The following is a 19,403-nucleotide window of genomic DNA, read 5'->3' as shown; positions in this document are numbered from 1 at the left end:
CTACCGGGGCCCTCTCGCCGTGTCACGGCAAGGCGTCACGTCAGTCCTTCCAGAGGATCTTCCACGGGTGCTTGCGCAGATCCGTGACGAGCGTTCTGAGCTCGTCATACAGCGTGGGATCCTGCAGGACCGCGCCCGCCGTGCCTTCTCCGGCCTCGATCCGGGCCAGCACCCGGTCCGCGCGGGCCGCGATGCTGTCGAGCTGTCCCGCCGCGGCCGTGAGCTTCTCCAGCGCCAGCTTCACGCGCTGCCCGTCCTCGGGCCCCAGGGAGCCGGTGAGGGCCGCGAGCCCATCCAGCGTCGTGCCCGCGGACTTCGTCAGCCCGGGCAGCTCGCCCCTCAGCACCGCCGCCGTCGCCGCCGCGTCGTCGAGCAGTCGCGCCGCCTTGCCTCCCGGCTGGAGCGCCTCGCGCGCGAGCCGTGAGAGCTGGCGCAGGTCCTTCGACGCCGCCGCCAGCTCGGAGGCCAGCACCTTCACGTCACCCCGGTTCTCCGTCAGCACCTCGTCCAGCGTCCGCGTCAGCCGCGAGATGTTCGCCACCAGCCCCGTCACCGCCTCCGGGTCCTTCTCCAGCATCTCGGAGAACATCTCGATGAAGCGCGAGAGCTTCTCCGCCAGCAGGTCCAGCCGGGGCGCATCCGTGCCGCGCACGGCCTGGCCCGCGGGCAGCGCGCTCGACTGCGTGCCCGGGTTCAGCTCCAGGTAGGGCTCGCCCAGCAGGCCCACCGTCGCCACCGTCACCCGCGCATCCGAGCGCAGCGCGCCGAGCGACTCCGGCGACACCGCCAGCTCCATCCGGACGGGCAGGGGACGGCCCTGGGCATCCCGACGCTCCGGCATCAGCCGGATGGCCTGCACGCGCCCCACCTGCACGCCGCCCAGCTTCACCGGCGCCCCCTCCACCACGTTGCCCGTGTGGCCGAAGTCCACCGGCAGCACCGTGCTGGAGCCGAGCGACAGCTCGCCCATCAACCACAGCAACACCAGCACGCCCATCACCGCCGCCAGCACCAGGGCGCCCACCTTCAATTCCAACCGTCGCTCATCCATCCGTCGCACCCTCCATGAACGGCGCCGTCAGCACGCGAAGCTCCGGCGCGGAGGACTCCAGGAAACCCTCGGGCGGCCCCAGGTACGCGCACTTCCCCTGGGCCACCACCAACACCCGGTCCGCCAGCCCCCGCAGCTGGCGATAGTCATGCGTCACCACCAGACCTCCCAGCCCTCGCGCCTTCAGCGAGGCCATGACCTCTTCCACCTGCGTCGCCGCCCGCCGGTCCAACCCCGTGGTGGGCTCGTCGAGCAGCAGGTAGCGCGGCGAGAGCACCAGCGCCCGCGCGATGGCGGTCCGCTTCTTCGCCCCGGGCCCCAGCTCGGGCGGCATCCGGTCCGCCCACTCGAGCAGCCCCACCTGCTCCAGCGCGGACTCCACGGCCTCGACCGGGGCCGTCGGGTCCGCCAGCCACACGTTCTCCCGGAGCGTGCGCCAGTCGAGCAGGGCGGGGCCCTGGACCAGGTACGGCGCCCGGCGCCGCAGCTTCACCAGTTCACGCTCCGGCCGCGTGTCCACGCGCTCGCCCCACAGCTCCACGCTGCCCGAGTCCGGCCGCAGCAGGCCCACCGCCATCCGACACAGCACGCTCTTGCCTGAGCCGCTCGCGCCCGCGATGAAGGTCAGCTCCCGCGTGGACACCTCCGCCGTCACGCCGTCCAGCACGCGCCGCCCACCCTCGAACGCGACGCGCACGTCCGTGAAGCGCAGCGTGTCCGGAGGGGCGTCGTCCGCGATCACAGGCGCACGAGGTGGAAGGCGAGGGACACGGCCAGGTCGATCAACAGACACCCCAGGCTCGCGGCGACGACGCCGTCGGTGGTCGCCTCGCCCACGGCCTCCGCGCCTCCTCGCGCGCCCAGGCCCGCGACGGCCGCCGCCAGCGGGATGTACAGCCCGCACGCCACGGCCTTCAGCCCCGCGGCGAGCAGGTCCCAGCCATCCACGTAGCGCGGGTCCATGAAGGCCCGGCCATCCACGCCGAAGACGAGCCCCGCCACCGCCGCGGCGGACAGGGTCGCGGCCACCGTCCCCAACAGGCTGAGCAGCGGCACACCCAGGACGCCCGCCACCACGCGCGGCGCCACCAGGTCCGAGTAGGGGTCCCCCGCCGACATCTCCAGCGCCTCCACCTGCTCGTTGACGCTCATGGTGGACAGCTCCGCCGCGTGGCTCGCCCCGGCGCGGGACGCCGTCAAGAGCGCGGACACCACCGGCCCCAGCTCGCGAATCAGCAGCTCGAAGTACGCGGGCCCCAGCACGGCCACGTTGCCCACGAAGCGCCGCGCCTGGCTGTTGGCGATGGTCACCAGCACCGCCCCGAAGAACGCCATGCCGGTCATCACCAGCCACACGCTGCGCCCTCCCAGCTCGTGGAGCTGCACCAGCGACTCGCGCCAGGACACGCCCTCGCGCAGCCCCGCCCGCGTCGTGCGCGCGAACAGCACCACCGGCGCGCCGAAGAAGCGCAGCACCCGGTTCATGTCATCCACCCGGCGAGCACGAGCGTGAGCACGAAGTCGAGCAGGAAGATGGCCGCGCACCCGCGCACCACCGCGCTCGCCGCCGCGCGTCCCACCGCCTGGGCGCCTCCCCGCGCGGACAGCCCCACCGCCGTGGACACCAGCGAGATGGCCAGGCCGAAGGCCCCCGTCTTCAGCACGCCGCCCAGGATGTCCAGCGGGCTCAGCATGTGCGCGAAGGTCCCGAAGAACGTCCGCAGCGGCAGGTCCAGGGTGAGCAGCGCGGCCAGGGCCTCGAACAGGATGGCCACCAGGAACGTGAAGGTGCTCATCGCGAGCATGCTCAGCTCCATCGCCACCACGCGCGGCGCCACGAGGATGGCGAAGGGGTCCAGGCCGATGCCGCGCAGCCCTTCAATCTGCCCGCCCACCTGCATGGTGGCCAGCTCCGCCGCGTTCCTCGCGCCGATGCGCGCGGACATGATGAGCCCCAAGAGCAGCGGACCGAACTCCCACAGCACCCCGTAGCCCGCGGCCCACCCGAGGAACGCCCGCGCCCCGAAGCGCTGGATGTACAGCCCCGACTGCAGCACGACGATGACGCCCGCCAGCGCCGCGGTGGCCAGGGCCAGGGGCAGCGAGTCGTAGCCGAACTGCACCAGCGCCCGCGCCAGCTCGCGTCGCTCCAGCCGCGGCAGTCCCAACACCGTGCGCGCCGCGACGAGGGCCAGCGCGCCCGCGCCGCGCACCGCCTCCAGCCCCACCGCGCCCGCGCCACGCACGGTCCTCAGCCCGGGGCTCTCGACGCGCGGCGATGGGCTCACGGGAGCACCTCGTCCTGTTCGCGCTCCAGCTCCGGCGCGGGTGCCCCGTCGTATATCAACCGCCCGCCTCGCAGGTAGAGCCAGCGGGGCAGGGGAAGGTCCACCGGGGCCTCGGGCGCGGCGACCAGCAGCGTGCCTCCGCGCGAGACCTCCAGCAGCACCCGCGCCACCTGCCGCGCCGTGCCCGGGTCCAGGCCCGCGAAGGGGTCATCCGCCAGCAGCACCGACGGACGCGCCGCCAAGGCCCGCGCCAGCCCCGCGCGCTTCTTCATGCCTCCGGACAGCCGCTCCGGCAGCGAGTCCGCCGCGTCCGTCAGGCCCACGGCGCCGAGCACCTCGTCCGCGCGCGCCTGTGCCTCGTCCTGGGGCACGCGCCGACGCGTGAGCGGGAAGAGGACGTTCTGGCGCACCGTCAGCGAGTCGAACAGCGCGTCCGTCTGGAACACCATGCCGAACGAAGCCTGCCGCGCGCGGCGCTCGGCGGCGGACAGGCCCGCCACGTCCTGGCCATCCCACAGGACGCGTCCGCTGAACGCGGGGGACAGCCCCGCGAAGGCCTTCAGCAGCGTCGTCTTGCCCGCGCCCGAGCGGCCCAGCACCACCGCCTGCGTGCCCGGAGGCAGCGCGCACGCCACCTCCGCGAGCACGGTGCGCGCGCCATGCCTCACCGTCAGGCCTTCCGCACGCAGGTCCATGGTGGAACCCGGCTCCCGCCGCTCAGGGCTTCCAGCGCGTGAGCAGGCCGTCGTGGCCGGCGGCCCAGACCTCGCCCGGGCCGAAGCCGCCCAGCGCGTTCACCGTCGCGGACGGGGTGGCGACGGTGCTCCACGCGGTGCCGTCGAAGAAGTGGAGGTCGTTCACCTCCGACGACGCCGCGTAGATGCCCGTGCGGCCGAACGCGAGGATGTCCCGCAGGTTCGGCACCGTGCCCCCGTTCACCGTCAGCGCCGGCTTCTGGGTCCACGTGCCTCGCGCCTTCTCCAGGAGCAGGCCGTGATCACCCGCCACGTAGAGCATGTGGGGGGTGAGCACCTGGACCGCGTTGAGGTAGCCCGTGGTGGTCTCGGGGAGGCCCAGCGCCTCGCGGGTCCAGGTCGTCCCCGTCTGGGGCGAGCTCCAGGCCACCGGATGCTGTTCGCCGTTCACCGTCTCCGCGCCGACCACCACCAACGCCTCGGCGCTCAGGCCGTGGATGTCCCGCAGGTTCGCCGCGAATCGGGTGATGATCGTCGGGTCCGGCTGGTTCCCCGAGGCGCCATGGTCGTAGCTCCAGGACACGACGTGCCCCGCGCTGGAGACGCCATAGACGGTGAAGACGTTGGTCTCCGGGTCCGGGAAGCCCACCAGCCCGTTGATGGAGCCCGGCTGGCCACTGGGGCGGGTCTCGCAGGCGGTGTTGAGCTCGCCGGGCATCGACGTGGCGAACCGTCCGTCGCTCGAGCCCAGGAACACGCGTCCGTTCGGCGCGGCCCATGCGGACCGCCAGTCGCCCGCGCAGTTCGTCGCGGCCGTGAAGGTGTTGCCGGCCACATGGACGACGCGACCGCTCCTGCCGGCCAGCCAGCCCCGTTCCGCTTGATAGTTGGCCACCGCGTCGAACCGCGCGCTCGTGTCGTTGAGCACCGTCCCCTCGTTCCAGGACACCGCGCCGCAGCTCGGCAGCCCGTTGTCCACCCCACCGGCGCAGTCATTGTCCAGGCGGTCGCAGACCTCGGTGCCGCTCTCGGACACCTGCTCCGAGCCCTCGTCGCAGTCACCGGACTCCGTCACCGCGCCCGGCTCGGGTGGAGTGCAGCTCAACCCCAGCGTGGGGCCACCCTGGCCGTCGCCATCGTCATCCGCGAAGTACTCCTCGGGCACCAGCGCGCTGACGCAGTCCGCCACCTCCGCGGACTGACACTGCCGTGTTCCCGCGCAGCGCTGGGCCGTGACGCAGCTCGCGCCCACGTTGAACGCGTCGTTGTCCGGGGTGCCATCGCAGTTGTCGTCCTTGCCGTCGCAGCGGAACTCCGACTGGCCCGGATGCACGAGGATGTCCTCGTCGTCGCAGTCGCCCGCGCGCGTCGCGAAGCCCACCGGCGCCGCGCAGCCGGTCTGGGGCGCGGCGCTCGCATCCCCGTAGCCATCCCCATCCACGTCCACCCAGTACTGGACACTTCCGGGCGCATCGCTCTCGCCCGCGACACAGTTGTTGTCCACGCCGTCGCACACCTCGGTGGCGCCGGGGTGCACGTCCGGGCGCGCGTCGTCGCAGTCGGTGCCCGGGTAGTCGCCCTTCATGGCGAAGAAGCCGTCGTCGTCCAGGTCCTCGGCGCGCAGATCCAGCTTCAGGTCCGTCAGGTTCTCCTCGGGAAACTGCACCTCCGCGGACTGCCGGGCGATGACGGGACCCTCGCACGAGCCCTCGTGTGCCTCGGCGATCACCCGGAGGTCCGGACTCCAGCCCGCCTGCTTCAGGATGACGCCGACGCGCGTGTCGCTCCGGGCCTCCGCGTTCACCGTCACCACGCCCGACTCCCGGCGCGTCGGCTCCCGGCGATCTTCCACGGCGAGCGTCAGGCACTGTGGCCGGAAGGTCGCATACGTGATGAAGACCCGGAGCCCCCCTTCGTTGGTCGAGGTCTTGCTCTTGCAGCCCGTCATCGAAAGTGTCAGCAGCCCTACACCCACCAGGAATAAACGCATCATCAATGCATTCTCCGGCGCGCCGAGGCGCCCACTGTCGTGACGCCCCGTCGTAAACCCCAGGACATCCGGAACTCCCCCTTAGACCGCCGTGCTGGCATCGTCCAGCAGCCCACTCCGCCGGGTTCGCCGTTTCGCTCGTCGGGCCCCAGCACGCACACCCCGCACTCCGTCGGCCCGAGCCTCGACTTCCCGCTCATGTCCACTGTCCGAACCGCCCTCGTCGCGCCCCTGTGTGCCTGGATGGTGCTCGCCCCCTCCCAGTCCCAGGCGCTCCAGAGCGACGCTCCCGTGGCTCCCACTCCCTCGCGCGAGGCTGCGGATTCCGCACCCGGGGCTGCGAAAACCGCACCGGCCGCTGCGGATTCCGCACCCGCGGACGCCACCCCCGCGGGCGCGGCGCTGACGTTCGAGCAGGCGGTGGCGATGGCGGCCGAGCGCAACGAGTCCGCGCTCGCCGCCCAGCAGCGCGCCAATGCCGCCCAGGCCCGGGTGTCGCGGGCCCGCGCGTTCTTCTTCCCGGAGCTGACGGCCACGGGCACGTACACGCGCCGCCCCAACCAGACGACGCGCGAGGTGGGCGGACAGCAGGTCGTCATCCAGCGCTACAACGCCTTCGGCGCGAACATCGTCGCGCGGATGACGCTCTTCGACGCGCGCGGCTTCCCGCTGTACCGCGCCGCGAAGCGCGAGAGCGAGGCCGCGGGCATGGAGTCGGTGGAGGCCCGGCGGCAGGTCTCGTTCGAGGCCGCCAACGCGTTCCTCATCACGCTGCAGGAGCAGCAGGTCTTCCAGGCCGCCGAGCAGCGCATCGCCTTCGCCCGCCAGTCGCTCGCGGACGCGCAGGCCCGCGCCAAGGGAGGGCTCGCCAGCACCAACGACGTCACCCGCGCCGAGGTGGAGGTGGCCACCGCGGAGGTGGAGCTCATCAGCGCCCGGAACCTGGCGCAGACGAGCCGCCTGGAGCTCGGCTTCCTGCTGGTGGACCCGGTGGAGGGCGCGCTCGCGGCGCCCCAGCAGCTGCTCGACGACGCGGCCCGCCCGCTGGACACGCACGACGGCATCATCCCCGGCGCGGTGGAGCGGCGCCCGGACATCCTCGCCGGCCAGCTGCGCGTGGAGTCGCTGGAGGCCAACGCGTGGGAGCCGCTCGCGCGGCTGTTGCCCGCGCTCGGCGTGTCCGCGACGTACCGGCTCACCAACGAGCAGGGCCTCGCGGGCCGCACGGGAGATGGCTTCCTGGCCGCGGACCTCACGTGGAACCTGTTCGACGGCGGCGAGCGGTACGCGGAGCGCCACGAGCGGGTGGCCCTGGCGCGCGCCGCCAGGCTGGAGCTGGAGCAGGGCACGCGCCGCGTGGACGTGGACATCCAGCGGGCGCGGGTGGCGCTGGAGAACGCGCGGGCGGCGCTCACGCAGAGCGAGCTGGCGACGCGCGCGGCGAAGCAGAACGCGGAGGAGCAGGGCATCCTCTACCGCCAGGGGTTGTCCACGGCGTTGACGCTGGCGGACGCCTCGCTGCGGCTGTTCGAGGCGGAGGTGGCCCTGGCCCGGAGCCGGTACTCGCTGGGCGTCGCCCTGCTGGGCTTGAGGGCGGCAGTCGGACTCGATCCTTTGGGGAAGGAACCGTGAAGGTGATGCGACGCGCAGGAACGCTGACCTTGGCCGTGGCGATGCTCGCCATGGGGGCATGCAAGAAGGACGCGGAGGCGTCGAAGGGCGAAGCGCCCGCGGTGGGCGGAAAGGCGGGCGGTCGCCCCGGCGCTGGTGGCGGCCGGGGCCCCATCCAGTTCCCCGTCGAGGTCGCCCCCGTGGAGGCCCGCGACGTCGAGTACGTGGTGAACGCGGTGGGCTCCGTGGAGGCCTTCGAGCGGGTGCAGATCACCGCCCGCGTGGCGGGCGCCGTGGAGCGCGTGCTCTTCATGGAGGGGCAGGCGGTGAAGAAGGGGGACGTGCTCGCGGAAATCGAGCCCGCCCGCTACGCCATCGCCGTGCGCGCGGCCGAGGCGTCGCTCGCCAAGGCCCGCGCCTCGCTGGTGGAGGCCCAGGCCGGCGCCGAGCGTCGCACCGCCGTCAATGAAGCCAGCCCCGGCCTGTTGCCCGCCGAGCAGCTGGAGACCTTCACGGCGCGCGCGCGCACCGCGGAGGCGGACGTGGCCTCCGCGCGGGCCCTGCTGGACCAGGCGCAGCTCAACCAGCGCGACGCCTATGTCCGCGCGCCCATGGACGGCGTGCTCCAGACGCGCACGGTGCAGACGGGGCAGTACGTCCAGCCCGGCCTGGTGCTGGCGACGCTCCTGCGCCGGGACCCGCTGCTGTTGCGCTTCACGGTGCCGGAGGCGGACGTGGCGCGCATCAAGCCGGGGCTCCCGGCGCGCTTCACGGTGCGCTCGGAGAGCGGCTCGTTCACCGCGAAGATCACCCACGTGGCGCAGGCCGCGGACGAGGCCAACCGCCTGGTGCCGGTGACGGCCGAGGTGTCCGCCGAGGACGCGGTGAAGCTCAGGCCCGGCGCGTTCGCGTCGGTGGCGGTGCCGGTGGAGACGCGCGGCGGCAGCCCGGTGGTGCCGCAGACGGCGGTGCGCGCCAGCGAGCGGGGCTTCCTGGCCTTCGTGGTGGACGGCGAGAAGGCGCGCGAGCGGGTGCTGGAGCTGGGCATGCGCACGGCGGACGGACGGGTGGAGGTCCGCGAGGGGCTCAAGGCGGGAGAGACGCTGGTCATCCGCGGCGGCGAGGCGCTGCGTGACGGCGTGACGGTGAGGGTGGTGCAGCAGAAGAAGCCCACCCTCACGGCGGAGCCGCGCGCGGAGGACGGCGGCCAGGGAGCGCGGCGATGAACCTGACGGAAGCGTGCATCAAGAAGCCCGTCCTGGCGTGGATGATCATGGCGGCCACCATCGTCTTCGGACTGGTGGCGGCGCAGCGCATCGGCATCAGCCAGTTCCCGGACGTCGACTTCCCCACCATCAACATCAGCGTGACGTGGGAGGGCGCCAACCCCGAGGCCGTCGAGACGGACGTCATCGAGCCCATCGAGGAGGCGGTGACGCAGGTGGAGGGCGTCACCAGCATCACCTCCAGCGCGCGCCAGGGCGGCGCCAACATCACGGTGGAGCTGGACCTGTCGCGCAACGTGGACATGGCGCTGCAGGAGGTCCAGACGAAGATCAGCCAGGCGCAGCGCCAGCTGCCCGAGGACATCGACCCGCCCATCGTCACCAAGACGAACCCGGAGGACCAGCCCATCATCCAGGTGGGGGTGTCCGGGCCCTTCTCCCAGCAGGTGGTGAGCGACTTCGCCCGCTACCGCGTGAAGGAGAAGCTGCAGACGGTGCCGGGCGTGGGCGAGGTCTCCGTCGGTGGCTCGCTGGACCGCAACGTCCGCATCTGGGTGGACTCCGCGAAGCTGGACGCGCTCGGGCTGACGGTGACGGACCTCACCTCCGCGCTCCAGCGTGAGCACGTGGAGCTGCCCGCGGGGCGCATCGAGGCCGAGGGGCGCGAGGTCAACGTGCGCGTGCTCGGCGAGGCGCTGGACCTGGAGACGCTGCGCGACATCGTCGTGCGCGAGCAGGGCGGCCAGCCGGTGTACCTGCGCGACGTGGCGCTGGTGGAGGACGGCTTCGAGGACGTGCGGCGCATGGCGCGCGTCAACGGCACGCCCGCGCAGGGCCTGGGCATCCGCAAGCAGCGCGGCGCGAACGCGGTGTCCGTGGCGCAGGGCGTGCGCGAGGAGCTGGCGCGCATCCAGAAGGACGCCCCGGAGGGGATGGACGTGGCCATCCGCTTCGACACCACGCAGTACATCGAGGAGAGCGTCCACGAGATCGAGTTCGAGCTGATGCTGGCCTGCATCCTCACGGCCTTCGTCTGCTGGCTCTTCCTGGGCTCGCTGTCGAGCACGATGAACGTGGTGCTGGCCATCCCCATGTCGCTGTTGGGGACGGTGGCGGTCATCTACTTCCTGGGCTTCACGCTCAACACCTTCACGCTCTTGGGCCTGGCGCTGGCGGTGGGCATCGTGGTGGACGACGCCATCATGGTGCTGGAGAACATCTTCCGGCACTCGGAGGAGGGGAAGGACCGGGTGAGCGCGGCGCGCGAGGGCACCGCGGAGATCACCTTCGCGGCGCTCGCGGCCACCGCGGCCGTCATCGCCATCTTCCTGCCCGTCGTCTTCATGAAGGGCGTCATCGGCAAGTTCTTCCTCCAGTTCGGCGTCACGCTGTGCGTGGCGGTGATGCTGTCGTACGTGGAGGCCATCACGCTGGCGCCGGCCCGCTGCGCGCAGCTCCTGAAGACCTCCCGTGAGGGGCGCAGCAAGGTCGGCGTGTGGGTGGACAAGGCCTTCACGAAGCTGGAGCACGCCTATGGCCGGGCGCTCGGGTGGGCGCTGGTGCGGCCGTGGCGGGTGCTGGCCGGGGCGCTGGTCATCCTGGCGGCGAGCGTGTTCGCCTTCCGCGCGCTGCCCGGTGAGTTCGTGCCGTCGCAGGACCAGAGCCGGCTGATGGTCCGCATGCAGACGGCGGTGGGCAGCAGCATCGAGGAGACCAACCAGCTCTTCCAGAAGGCGGAGGCGTTCGCCGCCTCGCGGCCGGAGGTGACGAGCGTCTTCGCGTTGGTGGGCGGTGGTGGTGGCGGGGTGAACTCGGGGTTCATGATGCTCACGCTCAAGCCGCCCGACCAGCGCATGACGCAGTCAGAGTTCCAGCAGGTGCTGCGCAAGGAGCTCAACGGCTACCCGGGCCTGCGCGCGGTGGTGCAGGACCTGTCGCAGCAGGGCTTCTCCGCGCAGCGTGGCTTCCCGGTGGAGTTCAGCGTGCGCGGCTCGGACTGGGACGAGCTGGTCAAGGCCAGCCAGGAGATGCGCGAGAAGATCCAGGCCAGCGGCAAGGTGGTGGACGTGGACACCGACTACCAGCTCGGCATGCCGGAGCTGCGCATCACCCCGGACCGGGCGCGCGCGGCGGACCTGGGTGTGCCGATGCAGACGGTGGCGACGACCATCAACGCGCTGGTGGGCGGCGTGCGCGTGGGCAAGTACAGCACGGGCGGGCGCCGCATCGACGTGCGCCTGCGCCTGCTCGCGGGGCAGCGCTCGCGTCCGGAGGACCTGGCGCTGCTCAAGGTGCGCACGGCCAGCGGCGCGCTGGTGCCGCTGTCGGCGCTGGTGACGCAGGAGGAGCGCCCGGCGCTGCAGGCCATCACCCGCCGGGACCGCGAGCGCGCCATCAGCATCTTCGCCAACGTGGCGCCGGGCTCCAATCAGGAGGAGGCGCTGGCCACGGTGGAGAAGCTGGCGAAGGACCTGCCGGGCGGCGTGCGCGTGGTGCCGGGCGGCGCGAGCGTGGCGTTCCGCGACTCGATGGGCAGCCTGTTCTTCGCGCTCTTCCTGGGGATTGGCGTCGCGTACATGGTGCTGGGGGCGCAGTTCAACTCGTTCCTGCATCCGGTCACCGTGCTGACCATCCTCCCGCTGTCGGTGGCGGGCGCGGCCTTCGCGTTGCTGGGCACGGGCAGCACGCTGAACATCTTCAGCATGATCGGTCTGTTGCTGTTGATGGGCATCGTGAAGAAGAACTCCATCATCCTGGTGGACTACGCGCTCCAGCAGCGGGAGCTGGGGCTGGGCGCGGTGGAGGCGATGCAGCGCGCGGGGCCGGTGCGCCTGCGTCCCATCCTGATGACGTCCACGGCGACGATGATGGCGGCGGTGCCGGCGGCGCTGGCGTTGGGCGCGGGCAGCGAGACGCGCGCGCCCATGTCCATCGCGGTGCTGGGGGGGCTGTCGGTCTCCACGGTGCTGAGCCTGGTGGTGGTGCCCGCCTTCTACGTGGTCGCCGACCGAATGAAGACGCGGCTGGCCCACTGGCGCGGCAAGCGTCCGGACGACGAGGAGGGCAGCCCCGCCGCCCACGGTCGTCCGAGCGGCGATGAGCCTCGCCCCGCGGCGCACGGCTGAGCTCGGCTGAGATGACGACGCGGGCCGGCTCCGGAGCTCACCGGTGCCGGCCCTCCGCTTTTCAGGCGGAGGGGGCGCGAGCATCTCCTCCGTCGAAGACGCAAGGGGTGCACCTGACCCAGGGTGTCTGATTTGTGCTGGGTCATCGACTCCTGGAGGATGTGTGGAGCCCGGTCATCCTTTGCTCGGACACCCACACGAATGGAGATCCACCATGAAGTGCTTGATGCCGTGGTTGATGGCGCTCGCTGTCAGTCTGAGCCTGGGTTGTGGAGGCGGAGCCACCGACGTGGCCGACGAGCGAGCGATGGCCAATGTCCTGGAGTGCAGCCCCGGGCTGCCCAGCTGTGAGGACGTCCGACAGATGGGCTGCCCCGAGCCTGGGATCACGCCCTGCTGCCATGAGTGGTCGTACGACAGCTTCTGTGTGTGCGAACGGCTCCAGGGTTCCCCCAGTTGTGGGGGCATGCCCCTTCGGCCCGAGTCGCCGTCGGCACACTGAGCCTTCCCGGGCAGACGAGAGGCCGGACGTCGCGCCGTCGCGATGCCCGGCGGGTCGAGGAGGAGGCCCGTGGCCCCTCGCTGAAGGCCGCCGGCGCCGTGGACACCGTGACTGGCACGCCCGTGAAGCGCGCGTGTGTCCACGGCGAGCAAGGAGACGACCCCATGGCGCAGGAGACGGAGCTTCCTCCCAACATCATCCCGGTGAAGGAGCGCGACGAGTCGCTGGACCTCCAGGCGTTCCTGGACGAAATCGGCAACAGCCAGGAGGTCCGCGTCAACAAGCTGGACGGCCGGACCGCCGCTCACGCCGTGCTGTGCACGCTGGCGCGCAGGCTGTCGGACGGTGAGGACGTCAAGCTGATGCGCGCGCTCGGCGACGACATCGGCGAGCTCATCGGCGAGTGCACCATCCTGCGCGGCCCCTCGCACGCGAAGCGCATGAAGCGCGAGGAGTTCATCTCCGACGTGGCGGACCACCTGGGCATCCAGGTGGACCAGGCGTTCCGCGTGATGACGGTGGTGTTCACCGCCGTGAGGGACCGCATCCCCGAGGACGAGGTGGCCGCGGTGGCCTCGCAGCTCCCCGCGGACCTGGCCGACAGCTTCCGCCGGCCGGTGTAGCCCCGCCGTGGACCCGACCCCGGAGAGCCTCCCCGGGGCCGGGTGCCATCCCTCCGTTGCTACGGCTCGTTGAGGATGATGAGCCCGCGCGTCCCGTCCACGACGTACACGTAGCCGTCGCCGGGGATGCGCACGCCGAAGGCGCCCTCGAGGCTGCCGGCCCTTCGACCCGGGTCGTCCTCGCGGAACGTATTGAAGTGGGCGACCTGACGGGGTTGGGTGGGGTGGGAGACATCCAGCACGCGCAGGCCCTCCTGGTACCAGGCGACATAGAGCCGGTTGCCACGCAGGAGCATGTTGTGGATGGACGTGGGCGGCCGCATCCGGAACGTGCCGATGAGCGGGATGTTCGTCGGGTCCGTCACGTCGAGCACGCGCACGTGGGTGCCAGGGCCCTCGCCGCCCTCGAAGGCGATGGTCTTGCCCGCGAACGTCCCCACCGCGCTGTGGTGCGCATACACGAAGCTCCCGGGCGGCGTGTAGTTGCCGAGGTGCGCGACGTTGTCCAGGTCCGTGATGTCCATGATGGAGTAGCCCGAGTCCGCGTTGCTCACGTAGAGCCGGTTCTCGTACACGAAGACATCATGCGGGCCGCCGCTGAAGCCTCCCGGTGTCGGCGTGACGAGTTGGAGCAGGGTGGGCGCGAGCGGCGTGGTGACGTCGTAGACGTAGGTGGCCACGCCCGCGCTGTTGGCGTAGAGGCGGTCGCCGTCGACGAGCACGGTGTGGACGTGGGCCGGGCCCTCGGCGCGGCGGACGAAGACGGGATTGGCCGGGTCCGTGATGTCGAAGACGACGAGCCCCGACGAGTCGCTGGCGATGTAGAGCGCGTCGCCCTTCGCCCAGACGCCGTTCCACGCGCCATCCCCGGGGATGTTGACGGTCTTGACGAGCGTGGGGTTCGTCCGGTCCCTCACGTCGAACACGGAGAGCCCACCCAGCCGAGGGGCCCGCTCCAGCGAGACGACGTAGGCGTGCTCCTTGGTGACGTAGACGTCCACGGGCAGCCCGAGGGGCGTGGAGGCCTCGCCCACGCGCGCGAGCCCGCCGGAGGACTCGCCCTCGCCGGGGGCCCAGGTCATCCGGTGGGCCTCGAAGGTGCCGAGCGTCTTGGTGTAGCCGGAGATGGGGCTGTCGGTGCACGACACGTAGCAGCCGGTGATGATGCCCGGCGCGGGGACATGGCAGCCGGCGAACGCCGTGGTGGTGACATTGTCGCCCGACGGGGTCCGGAGGGTGCGGCGGCCCGCGACGAAGAACGTGCCGCCCTCCGTCACGCGGGCCAGCAGGGGCGCGTTGCTCATCGAGTCCGCGGAACCATCCAGGCTGAGCTGGAAGGCGCTGCTCCCGTTGCCGACGGCGGTGGAGTTGGGGCGGCCCGGGCGGACGCGCAGCTCCGAGCGGGTGGTGAGCTGATAGATGCCCTTGCCTTCGATTCCGGAGAGCTGTTCGGTGGAGCAGCTCGACACGTCGAAGGTCGACAGGCTCTGGCAGAGCTGCGGGTCCAGGTTCTCGGCGTCGAGGAACTGGCACGTGTCATAGCGGCCCTTGTCGATCCAATCGCCCCGGTCCTGCAGCACGGTGTACGTGCCGTCCCACGGCGGCGGTCCGCTGTCGGGCGTGCCCGCGTCCTCGGGAGGAGGACCGGCATCAGGTGTGCCCGCGTCCTCGGGAGGTGGGCCGCTGTCCTGTGACCCCGAGTCTGGAAGCGTGCCCGCGTCCTTGCCGGAGTCAGAGTCTCCGCAGGCGATGAGGAGTGGGAGGAGGACACAGAGGAAGCGCCACGGGGATGTCGTCATGAAAGGCCTCGGGAAGACCACCCGGAAGGAGTGAATGGTGCCTCCAGGAATGGCGAGGCGCGCTCCTTGCGCCAATGCGCGCTCCCGATGCTTGCCGGATGACGACGGAATCGCGGCCACGTGCCGTGAACGCCGCCCGCGGGACCCGCCGGGCCGTGTCCTTGCAACGACACGGCCCGGGGCCAGCGCTACAGCTCGTTGACGATGATGAGGCCACGTGACGAGTCGACGAGGTACACGAAACCGTCCCCAGGGATGCGCACACCGAAGGCGCCCTCGAAGATGCCGTTGCCTCGCCGCGGGTCGGTCTCCCGGTAGGTGTTGAAGTGGGCGATCTGCCGGGGCTGCGTGGGGTGGGAGACGTCCAGCACGCGCAGGCCCTCCTGGTACCACGCGACATAGAGCAGGTTCCCGCGGAGCAGCAGGTTGTGCATGGACGTGAGGGGGCGCATGCGGAACGTGCCGATGAGCGGGATGTTCGTCGGGTCCGTCACGTCGAGCACGCGCACGTGGCTGGCCGAGAACTCGCCGCCCACGAAGGCGAGGGTGCGCCCCGCGAAGGTGCCCACCGCGTTGTGGTGGGAGAAGATGCCGAAGAATCCCGGCTGCAGGTAGTCACCGAGGTGCCGGACGTCGTCCAGGTCGGAGATGTCCATGACGTGGAAGCCGGTCGTGTCGTTGCTGATGTAGAGCCGGTCGCCGTGCACGAAGACGTCATGCGGACCGCCGGTGTAGCCCTCGGGTGCCCACGTGATGAGCTGGAGCAGCGTCGGAGCGAGAGGCGAGGTGATGTCGTAGACGAAGGTGCCCGTGCCGGGTGAGTTGGCGAAGAGCCGATCCCCCTCGACGAGCACGGTGTGCACGGTGTCAGGGCCCTCGCCGTGGCGGACGAAGACGGGATTGGCCGGGTCCGTGATGTCGAAGACGATGAGCCCCGAGCTGTCGCTGGCGACGTAGAGCGCGCCACCCTTCGCCCAGACGCCGTTCCACGCGCCATCTCCGGCGATGGTGACCGTCTTGACGAGCGTGGGGCTCGTCCGGTCCTTCACGTCGAACACGGAGAGGCCACCGAGCAGGGGCCCAGTGCTCACCGACACGACGTAGGCGTGCTCCTTGGCGACGTAGACGTCCACGGGCATGCCGACGGTCGTGGAGGCCTCTGCCACGAGCGCCAGCCCGCCGGAGGCCTCGTTCTCGCCGGGAGCCCAGGCCATCCGCTCGGTCCTGAAGGTGCCGACCGACTTGGTGAAGCCGTACATCGGATGGCTGTTGCAGGACACGTAGCAGCCGGTGATGACGCCAGGAGAGAAGACGTGGCAGCCGGCGAACGCGGTGGTGGTGACGCTGTCTCCCCAGGGGCTTCGGGCGGTCCTCCTCGCCGCGAGGAAGAACGTGCCGCCTTCCGTGACGCGGGCGATGAGCGGCGCGGGGCCGTACGCGTCCTGGGTGCCATCCGCGCTGAGCCGCAGGCCGGCGAAGGAGTTGTAGACGGAGTCCGATGGAGGCCGGGTGGAAGAGTAGGACGCTTCCTCGCGGAGGTTGAGCTGGAAGATGCCCTGGTTCTCCACGCCGGAGAGCTGATCGGTGGAGCAGCTCGACAGGTCGAAGGCCGCGATGCGCTCACACCGCTGCGGGTCCAGGTCCTCGGGCGTGACGAACTGGCACGTGTCATGGCGACCGGTGTCGATCCAATCACCCCGGTCCTCGAGCGCGGTGTACGTCCCGTCCCAGGGAGGACGGCCTGCATCGGGCACCCCCGCGTCGGGCGTCCCCGCGTCCTCGGGAGGCGGGCCGCTGTCCGCGGTGCCCGCGTCGGAGCCCGAGTCCGGGAGGGAGCCCGCATCGTCTCCCGAAGGGGAGTCGTCACAGGCGGACAGCAGCAGGAGCAGGAGGGGGATGCAGCGCCAGGGTCCCAACGGATGCGGCGATGGCTTCATGGAGCGCCTCGGGAGCCCCCGCGACAGTGCGGGCGGCCTTCCCGGATAGGCGAGTGCGGGCTCCTGGTTCCATCGTGGGTTGCCGCTGTTTTCGGACAGCGGACAGCGGCCACCGTGACTCGGGTCCTGGAGGACCTGTCGCGCGCGGCGCCTACAGCTCGTTGAGGATGATGAGTCCGCGGGACGCGTCGACCAGGTACACGTAGCCGTCCCCGGGGATGCGCACGCCGTAGTTGCCCTCGAAGACGGAGTGCTCGCGCCCCGGGTCGTCCTCCCGGAAGGTGTTGTAGTGCGCGACCTGCCTGGGCTGCGTGGGGTTGGAGACGTCGAGCACGCGCAGGCCCTCGTGGTACCAGGCGACGTAGAGCAGGTTCCCGCGGAGCAGCAGGTTGTGCATGGACGTGGCGGCGCGCATGCGGAACGCGCCGATGAGTGGGATGTGGGCCGCCGGGTTCGTCACGTCGAGCACGCGCACGTGGGAGCCCGGGAACTCTCCGCCCTCGAAGGCGATGGTCTTCCCCGCGAAGGTGCCCACCGCGCTGTGGTGCGCATAGGTGGCGAGCCGAGGCAGGAAGTAGCTGCCCAACTGGCGGACGTCGTTCAAGTCGGCGACGTCCATGATCTGGAATCCATCGCTTCCGTTGCTGACATAGAGCCGGTCCTCGTACACGAAGACATCGTGGGGACCATCGCCGTAGCCGCCCTCCACGGTCGGCCGGACGATCTGCAGCAGCGTGGGGTCCACGGCGTTCGTGACGTCGTAGACGTAGGTTCCGGTGCCGGGGGCGTTGGCGTAGAGCCGGTCGCCGTCGACGAGCACGGTGTGGACGGTGGTTGGGCCCTCGGCGCGGCGCACGAACGTGGGGTTGGCCGGGTCGCTGATGTCGAGGATGACGAGCCCCGAGGAGTTGCTGGCGACATAGAGCGTGTCGTCCTTCGCCCAGACGCCGTTCCACGAGGTGTCACCCGGGAAGCTGAGCGGCTTGACGAGCTTGGGGGCCGTGCGGTCCCTCACGTCGAAGACGGAGAGGCCGCCCAAGAGGGGCGGGCGGTCCAGCGAGACGACGTAGGCGTGCTCCTTGGCGATGTAGAGGTCCGCGGGGCGGATCATCGTGGTGGCGGCTTCGCCCACGCGAGCGAGGCCGCCGGAGGACTCGCCCTCACCGGGGGCCCACGTCATCCGGGTGGCCTCGAAGGTGCCGAGCGTCTTCGAGTAACCCGTCACGGGGTTTTCGACGCAGGACACGTAGCAGCCGGTGATGACGCCGGGTGAGGGGACGTGGCAGCCGGCGAACGCGGCGGTGGTGACGAGGTTGCCGGTGGTGAGCGCGAGCGTGCGACGGCCTGAGAAGAAGAAGGACCCGTTCCCGGTGTCCCGCGTGAGCAGGGGCCCGGAGCTCAGCGCATCCTTGGAGCCGTCGGCGCTGAGGCGGAAGCTGATCGACCCACCGGAGACGAACGTGCTGGTGGGTCTGTCCGGGCGCACGCGCCGCTCCGCGCGGAGCACGACCTGGTAGATGCCCTGGTTCTCCACGGTGGAGAGCTGCGCGGAGGAGCAGCTCGACAGGTCGAAGCTCGTGGGGCGCTGGCAGAGCTGCGGGTCCAGGTTGTCGGCGTCGATGAACTGGCACGCGTCATATCGGCCGGTGTCCACCCAGTACCCCAGGTCCTCCAGCTCCGTGTAGGTGCCGTCCCATGGCGGCCCCGCATCGGGAGTGCCCGCGGGGGAGTCACCGCAGGCGATCAGGAGGAGGGGGAGCAGGGCGCACAGAGAGCGCCGTGCTCCGCGCGAGGGAGTCGTCATGGGAGCCTCGGTGATGAATCCGCCCGCGCAGGTGCGGGCGGTCATCCTGGATACGCCACGGGGGCCCCATGTTCCCCGGCGCTCCGCCGATGCTTGCCGGATGATGCAGAACGCGAGGACGCGGGGGCTTGCCCTTGCAAACCTCCCCGTCGTCGGTCCTCCGCGTCAGGCGCCCTTGGCCAGCTCCGCGTCGATGGCCTGCACCAGGCGCGGGTCCTCCGCGGTGACGTCCGGAGCGAAGCGCGCGGCGACACGACCATCACGGCCGATGACGAACTTCTCGAAGTTCCACTGGACCTCCGGGATGGGGTTCGCCTCGATGCCGTAGCCCTTGAGACGCGCGCGCATCGGGCCCTCACCGGTGGCGTCCGGGAACGCGCGGGTCAGCTCCTGGTAGAGCGGGTGCTTGTCCTCGCCGACGACGGAGATCTTGGAGAACAGCGGGAACTTCACCGCGTAGTTGAGGTCGCAGAACTGCTTGATCTCCTCCTCGGAGCCCGGCTCCTGGCCCATGAAGTTGTTCGCGGGGAAGCCCAGCACCTCGAGCCCCTTCGCGCGCTTCTCCTCGTACAGCTTCTCCAGGCCCGCGTACTGCGGCGTCAGGCCGCACTTGGAGGCCACGTTCACCACCAAGAGGACCTTGCCCTTGAACTGTCCCAGCGTGCTGGGAGCGCCATCGATGGACTTCAAGGGGATGTCGAAGAGGTTGCTCATGTTCGGCTCGCTTCCGGAGGAAAGTGGGGAGGGGTTCC

14 protein-coding genes are annotated in these 19,403 nt (G+C 71.0%); 4 read left to right on the top strand and 10 right to left on the bottom strand.

From position 1 onward, the window contains the following. Nucleotides 1–40: 40 nt before the first annotated feature. Genes OWM54_RS42745 through OWM54_RS42720 form a run of 6 tightly spaced genes read right to left on the bottom strand, consistent with a single transcriptional unit; the run spans nt 41 to nt 6,027 of the window. Nucleotides 41–1,051: an MlaD family protein gene (locus OWM54_RS42745; RefSeq protein WP_267701062.1), complete on the bottom strand. Its 1,011-nt coding sequence runs from the start codon at nt 1,049–1,051 to the stop codon at nt 41–43. Next, entirely contained in the window at nt 1,044–1,790 is a 747-nt protein-coding gene (locus OWM54_RS42740) for an ABC transporter ATP-binding protein (RefSeq protein ID WP_324289197.1), read from the bottom strand. The genes OWM54_RS42745 and OWM54_RS42740 overlap by 8 nt, the downstream gene beginning before the upstream one ends. Continuing rightward, nucleotides 1,790–2,536, bottom strand: coding sequence for an MlaE family ABC transporter permease (locus OWM54_RS42735; protein ID WP_141324091.1), 747 nt, complete (start codon nt 2,534–2,536; stop codon nt 1,790–1,792). Before OWM54_RS42735 ends, OWM54_RS42740 begins: the two co-directional genes overlap by 1 nt. Beyond that, a complete protein-coding gene (locus OWM54_RS42730; RefSeq protein WP_223748678.1) occupies nt 2,533–3,339 on the bottom strand; it encodes an MlaE family ABC transporter permease in 807 nt (268 codons plus the stop codon). Before OWM54_RS42730 ends, OWM54_RS42735 begins: the two co-directional genes overlap by 4 nt. Further along, nucleotides 3,336–4,034 (bottom strand): ABC transporter ATP-binding protein, encoded by a 699-nt coding sequence (locus tag OWM54_RS42725; protein WP_267701060.1) that lies wholly within the window; start codon nt 4,032–4,034, stop codon nt 3,336–3,338. Before OWM54_RS42725 ends, OWM54_RS42730 begins: the two co-directional genes overlap by 4 nt. Nucleotides 4,035–4,056: 22 nt before the next feature. Further along, the gene (locus OWM54_RS42720) at nt 4,057–6,027 is read right to left on the bottom strand and encodes a putative metal-binding motif-containing protein (protein ID WP_267701059.1); all 1,971 of its coding nucleotides are present in this window, start codon (nt 6,025–6,027) and stop codon (nt 4,057–4,059) included. A gap of 195 nt (nt 6,028–6,222) precedes the next feature. Between OWM54_RS42720 and OWM54_RS42715 the strand changes: the two genes are divergently transcribed. The 4 genes from OWM54_RS42715 to OWM54_RS42700 all read left to right on the top strand — a co-directional run bounded on the left by OWM54_RS42715 (nt 6,223) and on the right by OWM54_RS42700 (nt 13,111). Continuing rightward, a complete protein-coding gene (locus OWM54_RS42715) occupies nt 6,223–7,656 on the top strand; it encodes a TolC family protein (RefSeq protein ID WP_223748675.1) in 1,434 nt (477 codons plus the stop codon). 5 nt (nt 7,657–7,661) lie between these two features. Next, entirely contained in the window at nt 7,662–8,861 is a 1,200-nt protein-coding gene (locus OWM54_RS42710) for an efflux RND transporter periplasmic adaptor subunit (RefSeq protein WP_267701058.1), read from the top strand. Continuing rightward, nucleotides 8,858–11,986: an efflux RND transporter permease subunit gene (locus OWM54_RS42705; RefSeq protein WP_267701057.1), complete on the top strand. Its 3,129-nt coding sequence runs from the start codon at nt 8,858–8,860 to the stop codon at nt 11,984–11,986. The genes OWM54_RS42710 and OWM54_RS42705 overlap by 4 nt, the downstream gene beginning before the upstream one ends. A 600-nt stretch (nt 11,987–12,586) precedes the next feature. Continuing rightward, the gene (locus OWM54_RS42700) at nt 12,587–13,111 is read left to right on the top strand and encodes a DUF2267 domain-containing protein (protein WP_267701056.1); all 525 of its coding nucleotides are present in this window, start codon (nt 12,587–12,589) and stop codon (nt 13,109–13,111) included. Nucleotides 13,112–13,170: 59 nt separating this feature from the next. Here the strand turns inward: OWM54_RS42700 and OWM54_RS42695 are convergent, their stop codons facing one another. The 4 genes from OWM54_RS42695 to OWM54_RS42680 all read right to left on the bottom strand — a co-directional run bounded on the left by OWM54_RS42695 (nt 13,171) and on the right by OWM54_RS42680 (nt 19,365). Next, nucleotides 13,171–14,910, bottom strand: coding sequence for an LVIVD repeat-containing protein (locus OWM54_RS42695; RefSeq protein WP_267701055.1), 1,740 nt, complete (start codon nt 14,908–14,910; stop codon nt 13,171–13,173). A gap of 188 nt (nt 14,911–15,098) precedes the next feature. Further along, complete coding sequence (locus tag OWM54_RS42690; RefSeq protein ID WP_267701054.1) at nt 15,099–16,847, bottom strand: LVIVD repeat-containing protein; 1,749 nt, start codon at nt 16,845–16,847, stop codon at nt 15,099–15,101. Nucleotides 16,848–16,998: 151 nt separating this feature from the next. Beyond that, nucleotides 16,999–18,651 (bottom strand): LVIVD repeat-containing protein, encoded by a 1,653-nt coding sequence (locus tag OWM54_RS42685; protein WP_267701053.1) that lies wholly within the window; start codon nt 18,649–18,651, stop codon nt 16,999–17,001. 165 nt (nt 18,652–18,816) lie between these two features. Further along, nucleotides 18,817–19,365 (bottom strand): glutathione peroxidase, encoded by a 549-nt coding sequence (locus OWM54_RS42680; RefSeq protein WP_223748668.1) that lies wholly within the window; start codon nt 19,363–19,365, stop codon nt 18,817–18,819. Nucleotides 19,366–19,403 lie beyond the last annotated feature (38 nt).

Source organism: Myxococcus sp. MISCRS1, assembly GCF_026626605.1.
GTDB classification, from domain to species: Bacteria; Myxococcota; Myxococcia; order Myxococcales; family Myxococcaceae; genus Myxococcus; species Myxococcus fulvus.
This window is presented reverse-complemented; position numbering and strand designations above follow the sequence as displayed.